The organism is Corallococcus macrosporus, assembly GCF_017302985.1.
GTDB lineage: Bacteria > Myxococcota > Myxococcia > Myxococcales > Myxococcaceae > Corallococcus > Corallococcus macrosporus_A.
The window spans coordinates 770160-789965 of the sequence record NZ_JAFIMU010000007.1; the positions used below are offsets into that span (position 1 = coordinate 770160).

General features: G+C 70.6%; 14 protein-coding genes. 6 read left to right on the plus strand and 8 right to left on the minus strand.

The window, feature by feature from the left end; translation table 11 throughout:
* Window positions 1-70: 70 nt before the first annotated feature.
* Window positions 71-391, plus strand: a complete 321-nt coding sequence (locus JYK02_RS15420; RefSeq protein WP_207051770.1) for a hypothetical protein — start codon at window positions 71-73, stop codon at window positions 389-391.
* Window positions 392-520: 129 nt separating this feature from the next.
* Window positions 521-1420: a LysR family transcriptional regulator gene (locus tag JYK02_RS15425; RefSeq protein ID WP_207051772.1), complete on the plus strand. Its 900-nt coding sequence runs from the start codon at window positions 521-523 to the stop codon at window positions 1418-1420.
* A gap of 10 nt (window positions 1421-1430) precedes the next feature.
* On the opposite strand, the gene rsmB is transcribed toward JYK02_RS15425, so the two are convergent.
* From rsmB to JYK02_RS15445, 4 genes are read right to left on the minus strand one after another with little or no spacing between them, the layout of a single operon-like run.
* Window positions 1431-2747 (minus strand): 16S rRNA (cytosine(967)-C(5))-methyltransferase RsmB, encoded by a 1317-nt coding sequence (rsmB, locus tag JYK02_RS15430; RefSeq protein ID WP_207051774.1) that lies wholly within the window; start codon window positions 2745-2747, stop codon window positions 1431-1433.
* Window positions 2744-3703, minus strand: a complete 960-nt coding sequence (locus JYK02_RS15435; protein WP_207051776.1) for a type II 3-dehydroquinate dehydratase — start codon at window positions 3701-3703, stop codon at window positions 2744-2746. Before JYK02_RS15435 ends, rsmB begins: the two co-directional genes overlap by 4 nt.
* 49 nt (window positions 3704-3752) lie before the next feature.
* On the minus strand, window positions 3753-4691 hold the full coding sequence (gene fmt, locus JYK02_RS15440) for a methionyl-tRNA formyltransferase (RefSeq protein WP_207051777.1): 939 nt from the start codon (window positions 4689-4691) through the stop codon (window positions 3753-3755).
* A gap of 34 nt (window positions 4692-4725) precedes the next feature.
* Window positions 4726-5316, minus strand: a complete 591-nt coding sequence (locus JYK02_RS15445; RefSeq protein WP_207051779.1) for a signal protein — start codon at window positions 5314-5316, stop codon at window positions 4726-4728.
* Between the two features lie 102 nt (window positions 5317-5418).
* On the opposite strand from JYK02_RS15445, the gene JYK02_RS15450 reads away from it, so the two are divergent.
* Complete coding sequence (locus JYK02_RS15450; RefSeq protein WP_207051781.1) at window positions 5419-7014, plus strand: HEAT repeat domain-containing protein; 1596 nt, start codon at window positions 5419-5421, stop codon at window positions 7012-7014.
* A gap of 174 nt (window positions 7015-7188) precedes the next feature.
* Here JYK02_RS15450 and JYK02_RS15455 read toward each other — a convergent pair whose 3' ends face one another.
* Together JYK02_RS15455 and rpsD are read right to left on the minus strand one after the other, a co-directional pair.
* On the minus strand, window positions 7189-9387 hold the full coding sequence (locus JYK02_RS15455) for an FUSC family protein (RefSeq protein ID WP_207051783.1): 2199 nt from the start codon (window positions 9385-9387) through the stop codon (window positions 7189-7191).
* Between the two features lie 102 nt (window positions 9388-9489).
* Window positions 9490-10122, minus strand: coding sequence for a 30S ribosomal protein S4 (rpsD, locus tag JYK02_RS15460; protein ID WP_207051791.1), 633 nt, complete (start codon window positions 10120-10122; stop codon window positions 9490-9492).
* 345 nt (window positions 10123-10467) lie between these two features.
* Here rpsD and JYK02_RS15465 point away from each other — a divergent pair, with 345 nt between their 5' ends.
* A complete protein-coding gene (locus JYK02_RS15465) occupies window positions 10468-12294 on the plus strand; it encodes a M4 family metallopeptidase (protein WP_207051793.1) in 1827 nt (608 codons plus the stop codon).
* Between the two features lie 62 nt (window positions 12295-12356).
* On the opposite strand, the gene JYK02_RS15470 is transcribed toward JYK02_RS15465, so the two are convergent.
* Both JYK02_RS15470 and JYK02_RS15475 read right to left on the minus strand, forming a co-directional pair.
* Window positions 12357-14711 carry an arylsulfatase gene (locus JYK02_RS15470; protein WP_207051795.1) on the minus strand — a complete coding sequence of 785 codons (2355 nt, stop codon included), beginning with the start codon at window positions 14709-14711 and terminating at the stop codon, window positions 12357-12359.
* 132 nt (window positions 14712-14843) lie between these two features.
* Window positions 14844-15878: an aldo/keto reductase gene (locus tag JYK02_RS15475; RefSeq protein WP_207051797.1), complete on the minus strand. Its 1035-nt coding sequence runs from the start codon at window positions 15876-15878 to the stop codon at window positions 14844-14846.
* Between the two features lie 164 nt (window positions 15879-16042).
* Here JYK02_RS15475 and JYK02_RS15480 point away from each other — a divergent pair, with 164 nt between their 5' ends.
* A complete protein-coding gene (locus JYK02_RS15480) occupies window positions 16043-17824 on the plus strand; it encodes an ABC transporter transmembrane domain-containing protein (RefSeq protein WP_207051798.1) in 1782 nt (593 codons plus the stop codon).
* Entirely contained in the window at window positions 17821-19635 is a 1815-nt protein-coding gene (locus tag JYK02_RS15485; RefSeq protein ID WP_207051801.1) for an ABC transporter ATP-binding protein, read from the plus strand. The genes JYK02_RS15480 and JYK02_RS15485 overlap by 4 nt, the downstream gene beginning before the upstream one ends.
* The last annotated feature ends 171 nt before the right edge of the window (window positions 19636-19806 follow it).

Consider the following 19806-nt stretch of genomic DNA (forward strand, 5'->3'; position numbering starts at 1 on the left):
CCGGAAGCATACGCCCGGGACACCCTCCCCTGTCCCTTCCGGCCCGGGACGGTGCTACGCCTCCCGGTCCATGACCTCCCTGCCCTCGCCCCGGGGTGCCTCCGTCCTGCGCGCCGCGGCGTTCGGGGGCGTGGCGGGCCTCATGCTGGGCGGCCTGGGGCTGCTCGGGCTGGGCGTCCGGGCCCTCTTCGCCCCCGCGGACTGCGCCCACCTGTCCCCCCAGGAGTGCCAGCTCCTCCATGAGACGGACCGCGACCTGGGCCGCGTGCAGACGCTCTCCGGCGGTGCGCTCGTCGCCCTGGGCGCCGCCCTCTTCGCCCTCACCCGCCCGCGTCCACCGTCCGAGCCCCCATCCGAGCCCCCTTCCGAGACTCATGACTCCAGCGGTTGAGAGCCCAAGGATTTCGCCGCGCCGCGCAAGCAGTCGGGCGCATTGTCCCTGTAGGTCATTTTCGCGCGCGGGGTAGGTCTACTAATTACCACTGGCCCGGCCATTAGGTTTGAGGGTAGGAGACGGCCCATGCAGCTCGAATCCCTGAAGATGTTCTGTGACGTGGTCGAGACGGGTTCGTTCTCGCGCGCGGCGCAGCTCAATCACGTGACCCAGTCCGCGGTGAGCCAGCAGATCCGCGCGCTGGAGAACCGCTATGAGCAGAAGCTGCTCTCGCGCAGCGCGCGGCAGGTGACGCCCACGCCGGCGGGCGAGCGCCTGTTCCGGGGCTGCAAGGAGATCCTCGCGCGCTTCGCGGAGGTGGAGCAGGAGATCCGCGAGCAGGCCACGGAGATTCAAGGCGCGACCACCGTGTCCACCATCTACTCGGTGGGTCTGCACGAGCTGAACGCGGTGCAGAAGCAGCTGCTCAAGACGCACCCCAAGGTCAACATGCGCCTGAACTACCGGCGCAATGATCAGGTCTACGACGACGTGATTCTGGGCGCGGCGGAGATTGGCATCGTGGCCTATCCGCAGCCGCGCGCGGGCGTGGATATCGTGCCGTTCCGCGACGACAAGCTGGCGGTGGTCTGCGCGACCGCCCACGCGTTCGCCAGCAAGGCGAAGGTGAGCCTCACCGCGCTGTCGGGCGTGCCCTTCATCGCCTTCGACCGGGAAGCCCCCACGCGCAAGGCGCTGGACCGCCTGTTCCGCGAGAAGAACATCGACATCAATCCGGTGATGGAGATGGACAACGTGGAGACTATCAAGCGCGCGGTGGAGATGGGCCTGGGCGTGGCCATCCTCCCCATCGCCACGGCCCACGCGGAGATCAAGGCCGGCTCGCTGGTGGCGAAGCCCTTCGCGGAGGGGCCGGTGTCGCGCCCCATCGGCCTGCTCATCCGCAAGGGCAAGTACCTGGACCGCGCGTCCGCCGCGGTGCTGGAGGCCTTCAAGCAGGCCGCCCTCATTCCGCACGAGGACTGAGGGCGCGTCTTCAGTAAAGCTTGCGCAGCCGGGCCGCGAAGAAGCCGTCGTAGCCCTCCGGCCCGGGCAGCGTGCGCAGCCAGGCCTGGGCGAGCGGCAGTTTGAGGCCGGGCAGCACGGGCGGCTCGGCCGTCCACTCCGGGTGGCTGCGCAGGAACATGTCCACCTGGTCCTGGCCCTCCTGCGGCTCCGGCGTGCAGACGGCGTAGACGAGCAGGCCGCCGGGCGGCACCGCCTCCTGGCAGTTCTCCAGGATGCGCCGCTGGAGCGTGGCCAGCCGCGCCACGTCCTCCTCCTTGCGGCGGTATCTCAGCTCCGGGTGCCGGCGCAGCGTGCCAAGGCCCGAGCACGGCGCGTCCACCACCACCGCGTGGAACTCGCCCCAGCTCTCCGGGAACGGCTCGGAGGCGTCATGCGCGAAGGCCTTCAGGCGGCCGGACAGCCCCAGCCGCTGGGCCTCCGCGTCGATCTTCCGCAGCTTGTTGGCGTGCAGGTCCACCGCGACGACGTCGTGCGTCTCCGCCTGGTGACAGGCCTTGCCGCCCGGCGCCGCGCACGCGTCCAGCACGCGCGCGGACTCCGGGATGGCGCCGTAGACGCCCACCAGCTGCGCGGCCTCGTCCTGCACCTGCCACAGCCCTTCCGCGTAGCCGTACACGTCCTCCACGCGGCCCACGGACGGCAGGATGATGCCCACGGGAGAGGACTCCGTGGCGCGCGCCTCCACGCCCACTTCCTTCAGCTGCGCGAGCAGCGCGTCGCGCGTCACCTTGGCGCTGTTGGCGCGGATGACGACGGTGGGGGGCGTGTTGTTTGCGACGAGCATGGCCTCCGCGCGCTCGCGGCCGAACTGGCGGATCCACCGCTCCACCAGCCAGCGCGGGTGGCTCTCGCGCACGGACAGGTACTCCACCGGATCCTTCTGCGAGGGCAGCGGCGGCGAGGGCAGCTCGGACAGCTTGCGCAGGATGGCGTTGGTGAAGCCCGCCGCGCGCCCGAGGCCCACGTCCTTGAGCGCCTGGACGGTCTCCGCCACGGCGGCGCGCGCGGGCACGCGGGTGTGGAAGAGCTGGTAGGCACCGATGCGCAGCGCCGCCAGGACCTTGTCCTCCAGCGCGTCCAGCTTGCGGTCCGCGAAGCGGGTGATGGCGTAGTCCAGCGCCATCTGCCGGCGGGTGGCGCCGTAGGTCAGCTCGGTGACGAGCCCCGCGTCGCGAGGGTCCTTCGGAGGCGACTCCGACAGCACCGTGTCCAGCACCACGTTGAGGTAGGCGTCCGTGGCGCGCACGCGCGCGAGGATGTTGATGGCGAGGGTACGGGCGTTCATCCTTCTTCCAGCCGGGTCATCAGGTCCACCAGTTGCGTGTCCGTCAGCCGCGTCGCGGGCAGATGGGACAGGGTGAGGCTCTGGAGGCTGTCCTCCAGGAGCTCGCGGTGGCCGCTCTCCGCCGGTTCACCACGCTGGACCTGCTGATACTTCGCGCGGGCCCAGGTGGCCAGCTCCGCTTCACTGAGCCGCCCGGCCAGCCGGTCCGCGATCTTCTGGCGCACGAGCGCCCGCGTGAGCAGGTCCGAGGCCGGCGTGGCCCCGGCCTTCGCGGCGCGGCCCAGCGTCTTGCCCGCCTTGCCCTCCCCCTTCACGACGGTGGGCGTGGACTTGCGGCCCAGCGTCTTCAGCGGCCCGCCGGCCTCCGCCGTGCGGCGCAGCGAGCGCGCGGGCGCGACCAGCGGCGTGAGCTCCGGCGCGTCGTCCTTCTTGAGCGGGTGCACGCGGCCCACCAGCTTGGGCTTCGGGCGGGGGCCGTCGTCCTCCGGCTCGGCGCCCTTCTTGCGGCGGCCCAGCGTCTTCACCGGCCCGGGAATGGTGGGGTGGAAGATGCCGCTCGCGAAGGTTTCCAGGGCCTGGATGTACGGGTCGAAGCCGTGCAGTCCCAGCACCTGCATGGCGCACGCCTCGGCCACCACGGACTCGCGCGCGGGCGGCTTGAGCAGGACCTCGATGGCGGGCAGCCCCACCGCCTCCAGCGCCTCCTTCAGCGCGTAGGACGTGAAGTAGCCCGCCGGGTTGATGAGGATGCCCTCCACCTTCTTGCGCTCGGCGTGGATCGTGTCGATGAGGACGCCTTCGTGATTGGACTGGACGATGGTCAGCTCCAGTCCCAGGTCCTTCGCCTTCGCGCGCAGGGCCGCGTCGAGGTCCGGCAGGCGGCCCCCCGCGACGTCCTCGCGCTCCCCCAGGAGGTTGAGGTTCGGCCCGTGCAACACCAGCAGCTTCATGCCCATCCGTGAGACTCCATCGCGCAAGGATTCCACATGGCGCTCGGGGGCGCGCTTACGACGTGAACGGCTGACTGCCCGGCTGCAATCTGTTTCCGGAGAGGAAGTCCGCCGCGCGCATCACCCGCTTGCCCTCTGGCTGGACCTCCAGGAGGACAACCGAGCCCTCGCCGCAAGCGACCTCGATGCCCTCCGGCCCTGCTGACAGCACCGTCCCGGGCGCACCCTTCCCGGCCGCCGGCTGCATCCGGTGCACCTTGAAGACCTTACCGCCCAGCAGCGTGTACGCGCCGGGCCACGGCGTGAAGGCGCGCAGGCGCCGGTCCAGCTCCACCGCCGGCTTCGTGAAGTCCAGCTTCCCGTTCTCCTTGTCGATGATGGGCGCCAGCACCATGCCCTCGGACGGCTGGGGCTGGGGCGTCAGCTCGCCACGGAGGTAGCGCGGCAGGGACTCGCGCAGGATGTCGCCGCCCAGCGCGGACAGCTTCGCGTGCAGCGTGGCGCTCGTCTCATCCGGCGCGATGGGCAGCCGCTTCATGTCCAGCACGGGGCCGGTGTCCAGGCCCTCGTCCATCACCATCAGGGACACGCCCGTCTCGCTGTCGCCATGCGCGATGGCCCACTGGATGGGCGCGGCGCCCCGGAAGCGCGGCAGCAGCGAGGCGTGTACGTTCACGCAGCCCTTCGCGGGCAGGGACAGCAGGTCCTTGGGGAGGATCTTCCCGTACGCCGTCACCACGCAGACGTCGGGGGCATACTGGCGCAGCTCCTCGGAGAACGGCGGCGTGCGCAGCTTCTGCGGCTGGAGCACGGGGATGCCCTTCTCCAGCGCGCGCTCCTTCACGGGCGGCGCGGTGACGGCGTTGCCCCGGCCCTTGGGCTTGTCCGGCTGGGTGACGACGGCCACGACGTCGCCCACGTCGAAGCAGGCCTCCAGCGAGGCCACGGCGAACTCGGGCGTGCCCATGAAGACGATGCGGGGTCGGCTGCTCATGTGAGGGAAATCTCTTGAGGAAGAAGGGAGGGTTTCAGGCCACGGACTTGAAGGTGGCCGGCGGCGCGGACGTGTCCACCGCCTGGCGCTTGCGCGTGCGCAGCGCTTCCAGCGTGGCCAGGGCCTCTCGGGACTCCGGCGTGGTGGCCACGTCCTTGAGGGCCTCCAGGGCCTTCTCCAGCGCGAGCGCTTCATCCGCCTCACGCTGCCGGATGCGGTCCACCGCTTCGCTGAAGCGCCCGAAGAAGGCGCGCAGCTCGTCCTTGCGCCGCAGGGGGCGCAGGCGCGGGTAGCGCCCCGCCGCCAACGCCGCGACATAGAGGCTCATCACGTGGACGGGGCCCGCCACACGGTGCGTGAAGAGGAGCCCGAACAACCCGAGCGCGATGCCCAGGCCCACGGTGGCGACGCCCGTGAGCCACCAGAGCGTCTCCTCGCCGGACATGCCGCCTTCGGCCGCCATGCGGTGCACCTGGTGAGCGAGCACGCCGAACAGCAGCATGCTCCCGGCCCCCATCCCCGTGAGCAGCAGGATGTATTTGAGCTGGAATTCCCGGTCGAGCAGGTACGTCCGGCGCACGATGGTCGGACGCGACGCGTTACGACTGTCTTCAGCAGGTGCCATGTCGTTGACCAGCGTACCCCAGGAGGTGGGGGAGGTTTGCGTCCTTCGTGAGGACAGGTCTACACCCGACGAAAGCCTGTCGTACGGACGCAAAGGAGCCCCATGTCCCGCTCATTCGTCGCCCTGTCCCTGGCGGTGTCCTGCCTTGCCCTTGGAGGTTGCAAGAAGGAGGACCCCAAGACGCCGGAGTACTGGCAGTCCAGTCTGGAGGGGGCGAAGCGCCCCGATGACCGGGTGCGAGTGATTGAGTCGATGCGCACGTCGGGCAACGTCAACGAGCAGTTCCTGCCCTTCCTGCACGCGCGGCTGTCCTCGGAGCGCCGGCCGGAGGTGAAGGCGGCGGTGGCCCGGGCGCTGGGGGACTTGCACCACCCGACGTCGCTGGAGCCGCTGACGGCGGCGCTGGACCCCGGGGCGTCGGACACGTCCGTGCAGCAGGTGAACAAGGCGGTGGTGGGCGCGCTGGGGCGCATCGGGGATGAGCGCGCGGTGCCATCGCTGGTGCCCTTGCTGCGCAGCAAGGACAACTACACGCGCATCGAGGCCATCCAGGTGCTGGGCGCGATGAAGGCGAAGCCGGCGGTGGAGCCGCTCATCCAGCTGGCCACGGACGAGGCCACGGAGCCGTTCCTCAACAAGAAGGCCATCGAGGCGCTGGGGCAGATTGGGGATCCGCGCGCGGTGCCGGCGCTGATGCGCACGCTGACGAAGGAGCGCCGGGGCGTGTCGTTCTACGTGGAGAGCAGCTTCGCGCTGTTCCAGCTGGGAGCGCCCGCGGCGGACGCGCTGTTGCCGGTGCTGGAGGGCAAGGACGCGGAGCTGCTCACGTGGGCGAAGGCGCAGGGCGTGAACCCGGCCAGCTACCCGATGAAGGCCGCGCAGGTGCTGGGCGACCTGCGGGAGAAGCGCGCGGTGCCGTCGCTGCTCAAGCAGCTGTCGTTCACGCACTCGGATCCGCAGATTCAAGCGCTGGTGCGGATGCAAGCGGCGGATGCGCTCGGGCGGATGCGCGCGCCGGAGGCGGTGAAGCCGCTCTCGGGGCTCGTGACCGAGCCGGATCCGACGGTGCGGGATGCGTACGTGCGGGCGCTGACGCTGCTGGGCAGCCGGGACGCGCTGCCCGCGCTGGAGAAGGCGGCGGGCAGCGGGGACTGGTACGCGCGGGAGATCGCGGTGAAGGGCATCGCGCTGCTGGGGGATGCGCGTGAGCAGCCGGTGCTCGCGAAGCTGGCGGCGGCGGAGCCGGCGCGCACGGCGGCGGACTGCAAGGAGACGGGCGAGGAGGGCTGTGACGACGCGGCGGCGCTGGGCAAGAAGCGCGTGGACCAGGTGCAGGGCTACGCGAGCGTGCTGGAGGCGGCGCAGGCGTGCAACGGCGACGCGGGCTGCTGGTCGCAGCGGCTGCCCAAGGCGAACGCGGTGCTGTTGCAGCGCGCGGCGCTGGAGCTGGGGCGGCTGGGAGCCGCGGACCAGGGCCCGACGCTGGCCACCCGGCTCGCCGAGCGCGACACCGAAGCGCGAGCCACGGTCATCCAGGCCGTGGACTGGCTGGCGGACGCCCCCGGCGCGGCGAAGAAGCTGCGCGAGGCGTCCCTGCCCGCGCTGAAGAAGCAGCTCGAGGACGAGAAGGGCAACTCCAACTTCGTGCGCGTGAACGAAGACCTGCGCCGGCTGCTGGTGAAGCTGGAGCGCGCGTAACGAGCAGCAGGCTGCGTGCAGCGCGGAGGGCACGCCCGTGTGCCCTCGCGCAGGCCACAGCCGTCGCGCTCACGGGCCGACCTGCCGCGCGCAGGTCGCCTCTTCCGCGGGCGGCAGCACTCGCGCTCACGAGGTGACCGCCGCGCCCAGGTCGCGTCCTCCGCGAGCCTCGACTCACGCGGGGACGGGCGTGGCGCCGTCCTCCGAGGCGCGCAGTGCCGGTGGCATGCGCTCCACCGCGTGGTGGAGCACGTTCAACTGGCGCACCAGTCGGGTCACCTGCGTGCGCGCCAGCGCGTCCGTGCCGTCCAGCCCGGGCGCCTCGCGCTTGAGCCCTGTCGGCACGCGATGCGCGACCAGCGCCGCTGACAACTCCTCCAGCGCGTCCGTCGCGTAGCGCACCACCGGCTCCAGGTTCGACTCCGGATGCCAGGCGCGGCTTGCCGCCAATGCAGTCACCGCCGCCGTGAAGCGCCTGGCGTAGGTGATCAACGCCATCCCCGGCTCCAGCTCCTTCGCCGGCCCCTTCCACTCGCTCAAGAGCCGCTGGAACGACGCCTCCGCGGACAAGAGCGCCACGCCCACCTTGCGCCTTGCCTCCCTGAGCGCGGCCTCCGTGGGCACCGGCGTCCTCGCCACCTCGCGCAGGTAGTCCTGGTCCGCCTTCAGCACACAGGCCACCTCCTCCGCGAAGCGTGCGTGCTCCGGGTTCGGCCAGAGCAGCCGGATGCCCACCAGCGCCAGCACGCCACCCATCAGCGTGTTCAGGATGCGCACCCCCGCGAGCCTCCAGTCCCCCGTCTGGAGCTCCGCGAGCAACACCAGCGCTGGCGCCAGCAGCACCTGGTAGACCGTGAAGTTCAACGGCCGCACGCTCACCGATACGCAGACCAGCAACACGATGGCCACGAGCATCATCCATTGCGCCGGCAGCACGTGCACCAGCCCCATGGCCAGCACGCTCCCCACGAACGTCCCCGCCACACGCTGAAGCCCCTTCTCCGTCGTGAGCCCCGCGTACGGCTGCAACACGACAATCACCGTGATGGTCACCCAGTACCAGTGGTTGAGCCCCAGCCCCTCCGCCAGCGCCGTCGCCACCGTCGCGGTGAGCCCCAGCCGCAGCGCGTGCCGGAACACCACCGACTCCGGCGTCAGGTGGTCGCGCAGCACCTTCCACCCCGAGCGCCTACGCCCCGGCTCCAGCCCCAACGGCTTCGTGTCCCGCTCCGGCAGCGGCTCGCCACTCTCCAGCCGCGCCGCCACATCCAGCGCCACCGCGCTGTACTCCCGTAGCCGCCCCAGCAGCCCCGCGACGTGCGCGTACTGCGAGCGCGCCGGCTCCGGCGGCCCACCCTCCGCCTGGAGCACCCGCATCACCCGCTCCGCGTCCCACGACGACGGCACCGGCACCGAGCCCCGCGCCAGCGCGCCCACCACGCCCCGCAGGTCCACCGCCAGCGCCCCCAGCGCATGCTGTGACTCCATGCGGGCCGTGCGGCACGCGCCCTGTCGCGGTGCCTCGTCCAGCGCCTCCGACATCGCCGTGAACAGGAGCGACAGCGCGTCCGCGTCCTCCAGCAGCACCAGCAGGTACTCGCCCCGGCCGCTCTCCTCCTGGCGTCCCTGGCGTGTGGCGCCCAGCGTCGCTCGCGCCGTCTCCAGCGTCCGCCGCATGCGCGCGGCCCGCTGCACCGCCTCCCACGTCCCCACCCGCGAAGGCCCCTCCATGGGCCAGGCCGCCATCGCCTCCGAGACCTCCGCCAGCTCCTCGTAGCAGGCCGCGATGGCCAGCCGTGCCGGGCGGTAGGGCCTCAGCGGCCACAGCACCAGCGCCAGGAACATGGACCACACGCCGCCCGCCACGAAGTACGCCGCCTGCATCAGCACCGCGTCCAGCCCGCGCTGCGGCAGGGCCAGCGACACCACGAACAGGTTCGCCAGCAGCATGCCCACGATGCCCGGCGTGTCCCCGAAGCTGCGCGCGAAGCCGCACGCCGTCACCCAGAAGAGCGTCAGCGCCACGTCCACCCAGAAGGGACTGGGCAGCGCGACGATGAACCCCACCAGCGCGCCCAGCACCGTCATCGCCCCCATGGCCCGGGCGCGCGTGCGGTACGGCCCGCCCTTGTCCACCAGGGCGACGAAGAGCCCCGCCATGCCCGCCCACGACGCGGCCGGCTTTCCCAACATCGCGGAGACAGCCAGCGGCACGCCCAGCGCCAGCGCCGTGCGAAGCCCCGCCGCCATCGCGGGCCGGCCCGGCTGGAAGCGGAAGAGGCCCGCGACGTGGCGGGGCAGGTGTCCCCGGGCCGCACGCCCGCGTGGCGCCACCCAGCCCTCCGCCACCGGCTCGCCTCCGTCCCCGCGCATCCCCACTCCTTCCTCTCGAGCAAGAAGATGGGGAGCGCGAGCGCCGGAATCCGCCCCTGCCCGCCCGCATGCCCGGCGGACGGGAGGAGAGCGGCCGGACGGTCAGCTGCGCTGCGCGTAGTACTCGACGATGAACGGCTCGTTCACGTCCACGGGGATCTCCTCGCGCTCGGGCAGGCGCACGTAGCGCATGCCCTCCCCTTCCCCCAGGACCTGCACGTACGCGGGCACCTGCCGGGACTTCATCCGGCCGAAAGCGTCCTGCACCACCGTGAGCTTCAGGTGCGCTGGATGGAAGCGCACCTCGTTGCCCGGCTTGAGCCGGATGCTCGGGATGTCCGCGCGCTTGCCGTCCACCTGGAAGTAGCCGTGGCGCACGAACTGCCGCGCCTGGCGGATGCTCGTGGCCAGCCCCGCGCGCAGCACCAGCGCGTCCAGCCGGCTCTCCAGCAGTTGCATCAGCACCTTGCCCGTGTTGCCCGGCGCCTTGCGCGCCTCCAGGAAGGCGCTGCGGCACTGCTTCTCCAAGAGGCCGTAGTACAGCTTCAGCTTCTGCTTCTCCCGCAGCCGCTGCGCGAAGTCGCTCACCGACACGCGCGCCGTCGCCCCGTGCTGGCCCGGCGGATACGGCCGGCGCAGCACCGGATCCTTGTCGGGGTCCTTCGCGCTGATGCGCGACAGCGGGATGCCCAACCGCCGACACAGCTTCCCTCGCGGTCCCAGTTCACGTGCCACGGCGTGTCCCTCCGGCCTTCCTGTTGGCTCGAGCCAAGTTGAAGTTGATAATCACTATCAATTTCAATACCCGCAAGGCGAGCGGGCGGTCAAGCCGCAAGCGACCGGCGGTGGGTGGACGGCCGTGCACAATCCGGCTGAAAATGATCGGAAATACTACCCGGCGCACCCGCCTACCTACCGGTCGGAATGTGTTTCCGGGACGGATGTGGGACGAACACTTCACCAGTGAATTCATGAGGATGGACCCACTCACGGCCGTGTAAGCGCCCACCCACACGCAACAATCGGGCGGCTGACACGAGAATCAATTTGTCCGCTTCACCTTCCCCCAGAGCACCCCCCATGGCCCTGCGCACCGACCTCTCGAAGCCTGTCGTCGCCACCCAGAACCGCACCGACACCAAGCCGGTGAACACCGTGAAGCCGCAGGGCCCGGTGGGCATGAGCTCGCAGTCCAGCTTCAGCACGGGCGCGCCCTCCAAGGCGAAGGCGACGGTGGCGCTGAACGGCGTGGGCCAGAAGCTGACGCCGGGGCCGGTGGACCTGGCCAGCCCCCAGGCGCAGCGGGCCGTGCAGCAGACGGTGGCGTACGTGAACCAGAAGAACCCGCAGCTGACCGGCATCACGGGCGGCACGTCGTTCGCGCCGCGCACGGTGGAGCGGGACCAGCTGGGCATGACGCACGTGCGCATGGACCGCATGCACGAGGGCGTGAAGGTCGCCGGTGAGCAGATCATCGGCCACCTGGACGCGCAGGGTCAGTTCGACAGCCTCACGGGCGACGTGACCAACATCCCCGCGGGCCTGGGCAAGGCGCCCACGAAGCTGTCCGCGAAGGACGCGCTGGCGGTGGCGCAGAAGGACTTCAACGGCGAGACGTCCAAGGCGCCGACCTCCGAGAAGGTCATCGTGAAGGGCAAGGACGGCCAGTACCACGCCGCCTACCACGTGACGCTCACGGACACGTCCCTGTCCAACGGCAAGGACCCGCGCTCGATGAACTACTTCATCGACGCGAACACCGGCGAGTCCCTCAAGCAGTTCAACACCATCCGCCAGTGCTGCACCGGCGGCGCCGCGCACGCCGCCCACACGCAGGGCGCCAAGGCCCAGACGCCCACCACGCCGGGCAAGACGCCGACGACGCCCACGACGCCCACCCCCCCGACGAAGCCGGGCACCGGCACGGCCCGCGTGGCGGACGACCAGACGATGTACAGCGGCAAGGTCGACCTCCAGACGACGAAGAACAAGGACGGCACGTACTCGCTGGAGGACAAGACGCGCGGCAAGGGCATCGTGACGTACGACGCGAAGAACAAGCCGGAGGCGTCCGGCGCGACGGCCATCACCGACAAGAACGACGTCTGGGGTGAGAAGACCGACCCGTCGCGCGCCGCCGCCGCGGTGGACGCGCACTACGGCGCGGCGATGACCTACGACTTCTACAAGGACATCCTCGGCCGCGACTCCATCGACGGCAAGGGTGAGAAGCTCGTCTCCTACGTGCACACCGACGTGAACCTGGTGAACGCGTTCTGGGACGGCGAGAAGATGCAGTACGGCGACGGCGACGGGAACGACTCCGGCCCGCTCACCACGCTGGACATCGCGGGCCACGAAATCAGCCACGGCCTCACGGAGCGCACCGCGGGCCTGGAGTACGAGGGCGAGTCCGGCGGCCTCAACGAGTCCTTCAGCGACATCATGGGCACGGGCGTCGAGTGGTACGTCAGCCAGAAGAACCAGGGCGTGAAGTTCGACTGGGCGGTGGGCGAGGACGCGTGGACGCCCAAGAACGGCGACAACACGGACGCCCTCCGCTACATGAACGACCCGACGTCGGACGGCTACTCCATCGACAACTACAAGAACTTCCCGAAGATGACGGAGGTTCACGGCTCCAGCGGCATCGCGAACAACGCCTTCTTCCTGCTCACCGAGGGCGGCAAGAACAAGACGTCCGGCATCGAGGTGAAGGACGGCATCGGCATGGAGAAGAGCCTGAAGGTCTTCGGCCGCGCGCTCACCACGTACATGACGCCGCAGACGAACTTCTCCCAGGCCCGCGCCGCGACCCTCAAGGCGGCCACGGACCTGTACGGCAAGGACTCCGTCGAGGTGAAGAAGGTCGCCGAGGCGTGGACCGCCGTCGGCGTGACGAAGTAGTCCGCTGAGAATCTCCAGGCCCGGGCGGGAGTCTCACGGCTCCCGTCCGGGCCTTTTTCGTTTCACTGCTTCGCCATGGCCGCCTTCTGCTCGGCCTTCGCGTCGCGGACGTGCTCGCCGGACACGTCCACCGTCACCTCGTAGAGCGTGCCGGTGAACTCGAAGGGGGCGCGGTAGCGCTGGCTGACGGACGAGTTCTCGTCGCGGCCGCAGGTGAGCCCCTCGCCCAGGCTGATGACCAGCGGCATGGTGGCGCCGATGTCGCTCTGGGCCACCAGGTCGCCGTTGATGTAGAGCCGGCCGCGTCCGGGAGCGCCCTTCCCCACGCGCAGGTCGGGCTTGCCGGTGGGCTCGAACTCGAACGTCAGCGTCGAGCGTCCCTGCGGCACGTCCACCGCCGACTCGATGTGGAACTCCTGCTCTCCGACGAAGTTGTAGACGTAGTGCAGCTTCCCGCCCTGCATGAAGAACGTGTAGCCGCCGGTGAGGCCGCCGTGGGACAGCAGCACGCCCTCCGCGCCGTCGTGCACGTCCACGTGGGCGGTGATGGTGTGGGGCCGGTTGAGCACGTGCACCGCCGCGTTCTCCGGCGCGGGGGACGTGCGCGGGCGGTAGACGTAGCGCGTGCGCTCCCCGCTGATGCGCGGGCGCTCCTGGCTGAACAGCGCGAGGTCCACCGCGCCAATCGGCAGCACCTGGTAGCGCCCGGCCTCGGCGTACCAGAGGGCGATCATCTCGATGAGCTTGCCTTGCTGCGCGTCCGCCACGTTGCGCGTCTCCGACGCGTCCTCGGCCACGTGGTACAGCTCCCAGCCGTGCGCATCCAGCTCGCGCAGCCGGTCCTCGGTGAGCTTCGACTCGCCCAGCCCCTCCCCGGCCTCCGCGAAGGACGGACCAGGGAACGGGCACACCGCGCGCCAGCCGTCGTGGTACAGCGCGCGCGTCCCCATCATCTCGAAGTACTGCGTGTGGTGCCGGCTCTCCGCGTTCGCGTCGTTGAACGTGTGCTTGAAGCTGACGCCCTCGATGGGGGACTGGGTGACGCCGCGGATCTCCAAGGGCGGCTCCAGGCCCAGGCAGTCCAGCACGGTGGGCACCATGTCGATGGCGTGCGCGTACTGCGTGCGCACCTCGCCCCTGGCCTGGATGCCCCTGGGCCAGTGGACGATGAACGGGTCGGTGGTGCCGCCCCGGTACACCTCCCGCTTCCAGCGACGGAACGGCGTGTCCCCTGCCCACGCCCAGCCCCACGGGTAGTGATTGAAGTACTTCGGCCCGCCCAGGTCCTCCATGGCCGCCAGGTTCTGCTCCAGCGACTCCGGCGCGTTGTTGAAGAACTTCAGCTCGTTCACCGAGCCGTGCGGTCCGCCCTCCGCGCTGGCGCCGTTGTCGGACAGCACCATGATGAGCGTGTTCTCCAGCTCGCCCGTGTCCTCCAGGAACTGGAGCAGCCGGCCGATGTGGTGGTCCGTGTGCTCCAGGTAGCCCGCGAACACCTCCATCATCCGCGCGTAGAGGCGCTTCTCCTCCGGGGGCAGCGGGTCCCACTCCTGCACGTCCGGGTCGTGCCGCGACAGCTGCGTCCCAGGCGGGATGACGCCCAGCTCCAACTGCCGCTGGAACACCCGCTGACGGTAGGCGTCCCAGCCGTCGTCGAACTGGCCCGCGTAGCGGTCCGCCCATTCCCTGGGGACGTGGTGGGGCGCGTGCATGGCGCCGGTGGCGAAGTAGAGGAAGAAGGGCTTGTTCGGGGCGATCTGCTTCGTGTCCGCGATGCAGTCCATCGCCTTCTCCACCAGGTCCGGCGTGAGGTGGTAGCCCTCCTCCGGCGTCGCGGGCGGACGGATGGCGTGGTTGTCGTGGACGAGGTCCGGGTAGTACTGGTGCGTGTCCCCGCCCAGGAAGCCGTAGAAGCGCTCGAAGCCGCGGCCCAGCGGCCAGCGCGAGTACGGCCCCGCCGCGCTCGTCTGCTCCGCGGGGGTCAGGTGCCACTTGCCCAGGGCATACGTGTTGTAGCCCGCGCCCAGCAGGATTTCGGAGAGGAAGCCGTTCTCGAAGGGGATGGTGCCGTTGTAGCCGGGGTAGCCCGAGGAGCCCTCGGTGATGGTGGCCATCCCGTTGGAGTGGTGGTTGCGGCCGGTGAGGACACACGAGCGCGTGGGCGAGCACAGCGCGGTGGTGTGCATGTTGTTGTAGAGCAGCCCGCCCCTGGCCAGCCGGTCCAGGTTCGGCGTGCGGATGGGCGAGCCGTAGCAGCCCAGGTGCCCGAAGCCGGTGTCATCCAGGATGATGAACAGGACGTTGGGCGCGCCGGGCTTCGAGCGCAGGGGCGCGGGCCACGCCTGGGAGGACTGCTCCCAGGTGCGGCCGATGACGCCGGGGAAGGGACTGCCGGGCTTGTATTCCTTGAGGGACATGAGCGAGCGCGCCTCCACGCGAACCAGAACGGTCTCGCGGGTGAGGTGCATCGCCCCGGAGGACAATGAACCTGCCCTCCGGACGGAAGCAGCCGGTCCCAGGCCCCGGCCGCCTCCCCCTTCACGCCCCGCTCACGTCACCGGGAACGGGTTGCGCTCGTGGAACTGGCGCTGGTGGAAGTACGGGTACGGCCACGGCGTGGCGCTGGCGGCGTCCAGCGTGGCCACCTGCGCGGGCGTGAGGTTCCAGCCGATGGCGCCCAGGTTCTGGCGCAGCTGCTCCTCCGTGCGCGCGCCGATGATGACGTTGGACACGGTGGGCCGCTGGAGCAGCCAGTTGAGCGCCACCTGCGGCACCGTCTTCCCCGTCTCCTTCGCCACGGCGTCGAGCGCGTCCACGACCTTGAAGAGGTACTCCTCCGGCACCTGCGGGCCGCCGCTGGCGGTGGCGGGGTTGTTCAGGCGGCTCAGCTCCGGCTTCGGCGCGCCCCGGCGCAGCTTGCCGGTGAGGCGGCCCCAGCCCAGCGGGCTCCACACCACCGCGCCCACCTTCTGGTCCTGCGCGAGCGGCATCAGCTCCCACTCGTAGTCGCGGCCCACGAGCGAGTAGTAGGCCTGGTGCGCCACGTAGCGCGCCAGGTTGTAGCGCTCCGACACGGCCAGGGACTTCATCAGGTGCCAGCCAGAGAAGTTGGAGCAGCCGATGTAGCGGATCTTCCCCGCGCGCACGAAGCCGTCCAGCGTGTTGAGTACCTCCTCCACCGGCGTCACCGCGTCGAAGGCGTGCAACTGGAACAGGTCGATGTAGTCCGTCTTCAGCCGGCGCAGCGCGGCCTCCACGGCGCGCGTGAGGTGGAAGCGCGAGGAGCCCACGTCGTTGGGCCCCGTGCCCGCGCGGAACGTGGCCTTGGTGGAGATGATGGCCTTGTCGCGCCGTCCCTCCAGCGCCTTGCCCAAAATCTCCTCCGCGAGCCCGGCCGAGTAGCCGTCCGCGGAGTCGAACATGTTCACGCCCGCGTCCAGCGCGATGTCCACCAGCCGCGTGGCCTCCTTCACGTCGCTGGACCCGAAGCCCTTGAAGAACTCACCCGAGCCACCGAACGTGCCCGTGCCCAGGGAGAGGACGGGGACCTTGAAACCCGAACCACCGAGCTGCCTGTACTCCATGACGTTCACCTCGTGACGAACTGGAGGAAAGGCGGCCCACGTAACGGGCCGTGGCGCGGCGCGCAACCGTCCTTTCGGGACATGCGTCGTGCTTGAAGCGAAGCGGACGCGCGCCCATCATGCGCGCGCCTTCCCGGACGGGGAGGCAGGGGTCCAGGTCCCACGTGAGCACGTCCGCGCCACCCGCATCCGGCCGCGCCCCCATCCTGCGGGCGCTGGCCTATCTGCGCCGCTACCGCCTGGAGGCCCTGGGGGCACTGCTGTCGCTCCTGCTCGTCTCCGTGGCGAACCTGGGCGCGCCACAGATGATCCGCATCGCCATCGACCAGGGGCTCGCGCGCGGAGAGCAGCGGCCCGTGTGGCTGGCGGTGGGAGGGCTGGTCGCCATCGCGCTGGGGCGCGGCCTGTTCAACTTCCTCCAGGGCTATCTGGCGGAGCGCGCGTCGCAGGGCGTGGCGTTCGATTTGCGCGACGCGCTCTTCGCGCGCATCCAGCGGCTGTCCTTCAGCTACTACGACCAGGCGCAGACGGGGCAGTTGCTCACGCGGCTGACCAGCGACGTGGAGGCGGTGCGCACCTTCGTGGGCAGCGGCATCGTGCAGTTCGCGGCGGCGGCGGCGATGCTGGTGGGCTGCGCGGGGCTGCTGCTGTACCTGGATCCGGTGCTGGCGCTGGCGGCGCTCGCGCCGGTGGTGCCCATCATGGTGGTGTTGCGCCTGTTCACCCGGAAGATGCGGCCGCTGTTCGGCCAGCTCCAGGCGCTGCTGGGCTCGCTCAACACCACGCTCCAGGAGGACCTGCGCGGGCTGCGCGTGGTGCGCGCCTTCTCCGGCGAGGCGAGGGAGCGGGAGCGCTACGAGAAGACGAACGCGGAGCTGAAGGAGAAGAACCTGCGGGTGGTGGACGCGCTGTCCAGCAACTTCCCCTTCGTCACCTTCTTCGCCAACCTGGGCACGCTGCTGGTGGTGGGCGTGGGCGGCTGGCGCATCTTCCACCAGCGGCTGACGCTGGGAGAGCTGGTGGCCTTCAACAGCTACCTGGCCTTCCTGCTGATGCCCCTGATGACGCTGGGCTTCATCGCGGCCAGCCTGTCGCGGGCGAGTGCGTCCGCGCAGCGCGTCTTCGAGCTGCTCGACACGGCGGTGGAGGTGACGGACCGCCCGGGCGCGGGGGTGCTGCCGCCGCTGCAGGGCCGCATCGAGCTGCGCGACGTGCGCTTCCGCTACGCGGGCAGCGAGCGTGAAATCCTGCGCGGCGTGAGCGTGACGCTGGAGCCCGGCCAGCTGGTGGCGGTGCTGGGCACGACGGGCTCTGGCAAGAGCACGCTCATCAACCTGCTGCCCCGCTTCTACGACGTCACCGGGGGCGCGGTGCTGCTGGACGGACACGACGTGCGGGACGTGACGCTCGCGAGCCTGCGCTCGCAGATTGGCGTGGTGCTCCAGGACGCGCTGCTGTTCTCCGGCACGGTGCGGGAGAACATCGCCTACGGGCGCCCGGAGGCGACACAGGCCCAGGTGGAGGCCGCGGCGGAGGCGGCCCAGGCGGCGGAGTTCATCCGCGAGCTGCCCCAGGGCTACGACACGGTGGTGGGCGAGCGCGGCGTGGGGCTCTCCGGCGGGCAGCGGCAGCGGCTGGCCATCGCGCGGGCGCTGCTCACCGACCCGCGCCTGCTCATCCTGGACGACAGCACGTCCGCGGTGGACGCGCGCACGGAGACCGCCATCCAGGGCGCGCTGGACGCGTTGATGCGGGACAAGCACCGGACGGCCATCGTCATCGCCCAGCGCATCAGCACCGTGCGGGACGCGGACCTCATCCTCGTGCTGGACGAGGGGCGCATCGCCGCGCAGGGCCGCCACGAGGAGTTGCAGGCCACCAGCGGGCTCTACAACGACATCCTCGGGTCGCAGCTCCTGCCGCCGCGACAGGAGGAGGTGGCATGAGGCGGCCCGGAAGCATCGAGGCGATGGCGGAGCTGGAGGGAGGCCGCGCGAAGCACCGCGGGAAGGTGCTTCGCCGGCTGCTGGGTGAATTGCGGCCGCACGCGCGCACGCTCACCGCGGCGTGGATCTTCATCCTGGTGGGCGCGGCGTGCCAGGCGCTGGGGCCGTACCTGATGAGCCGGGCCATCGACCGAGACATCGGCGCGGGGGACGGCTGGGGGCTGCTCAAGACGCTGGGGGTGCTGTTCGTCGTCTACGTCGTGGGTCTGCTGTCGCAGCAGGCGCAGACGCGGCGGGTGGGCCACACGGGGCAGCACGTGCTGGCGGACCTGCGCCGGCGCCTCTTCGAGCGGCTCCAGCAACTGCCGCTGTCGTGGTTCGACCGCCGGCCGCTGGGCGACCTGATGAGCCGCCTGCTCAGCGACGTGGACACGCTCAACCAGCTCTTCGCGCAGGGGCTGACGCAGCTGTTGGGGTCGCTGCTGGGGCTGGTGGGCGTGCTCGTCGCGATGTTCGCGCTCAACGTGCGTCTGGCATTGGCCTGCTTCTCCCTCATCCCCGCCATCATGCTGACCACGTGGTTCTTCGCGTCGAGGGCACGCAATGCCTACCGCAAGACGCGGCAGACGGTGGGCGACGTGACGGCGAACCTCCAGGAGGAGATTGGGGGCGTGCGGCAGGCGCAGGCGTTCAACCGCACGGAGAAGAACATCGAGCGCTTCCGCGACCGCAACGCGGCCAACCGCGACGCGAACGTGGCGGCGGTGGGCATCACGTCCGCGTTCTCACCGGCCATCGACCTGCTCTCCACGCTGTCCACCGCGCTGGTGATTGGCTACGGCGGCGTGCTGACGCTGAGCGGGCAGCTCACGGTGGGCGGCATGGCGGCGTTCCTCATCTACGTGCAGCAGTTCTTCCGGCCCGTGCAGCTGGCCGCGTCGGTGGCCGCGCTGATGCAGTCCGCGCTGGCGGGAGCGGAGCGCATCTTCGCCATCCTCGACGAGCCGACGGAGCCGCCGGACGTGCCCGGAGCGGTGGAGCTGGGGCCGCTGAAGGGCCAGGTCGTCTTCGAGGGCGTGTCCTTCGGCTATGACCCGGCGCGGCCCGTGCTGCGCGACGTGTCCTTCCGCCTGGAGCCCGGCCAGACGCTGGCGCTGGTGGGGCGCACGGGCGCGGGCAAGACGACGGTGGCCAGCCTGGTGCCGCGCTTCTACGACGCGACGGGCGGCGCGGTGCGCGTGGACGGACAGGACGTGCGCCAGGTGACGCGCGGCAGCCTGCGCCGGCAGATGGCCATGGTGCTCCAGGAGCCGTTCCTGTTCAGCGGGAAGGTGGCGGACACCATCGCCTACGGGAAGCCGGACGCCACCCGCGAGGAGGTGGAGGCGGCGGCGAAGGCGGTGCACGCGCACGACTTCATCACCCGGCTGCCGCAGGGCTACGACACGGCACTGGGCGAAGGGGGCGCGACGCTGAGTCAGGGGCAACGGCAGCTGCTCGCGTTCGCTCGCGCGGTCATCGCCAATCCGCGGGTGCTCATCCTGGATGAGGCGACGGCGAACATCGACACGCGCACGGAGGCGCTCATCCAGCTGGCGCTGGGGCAATTGCTGTCGGGCCGCACGAGCATCGTCATCGCGCACCGGCTCAACACCATCCGCCACGCGGACCTCATCCTGGTGCTGGAGCACGGCACCGTGGTCGAGCGCGGCAACCATGAGGAACTGCTCGAGAAGGGCGGGCTCTACGCGGAGCTGTACCACCAGCAGTTCCGTGACACGCCCGAGACGACGGCCAAGGCCCTGGGCTGAAGCAGCCCCGCCGGAGTGGCGCGGACGCGTCGACGCGGCGGCTGCGCTCCCGGCCCCAACCTGTCCGACAGTCGGACAGGTTCGCGGGGTGCGCCGCCGCCACGGCGTGCGGACGTCGCGCGCTGGACCGTCTCCGGCACCTGGATTCCCGCTGGGCGTGCATCGCGCTTG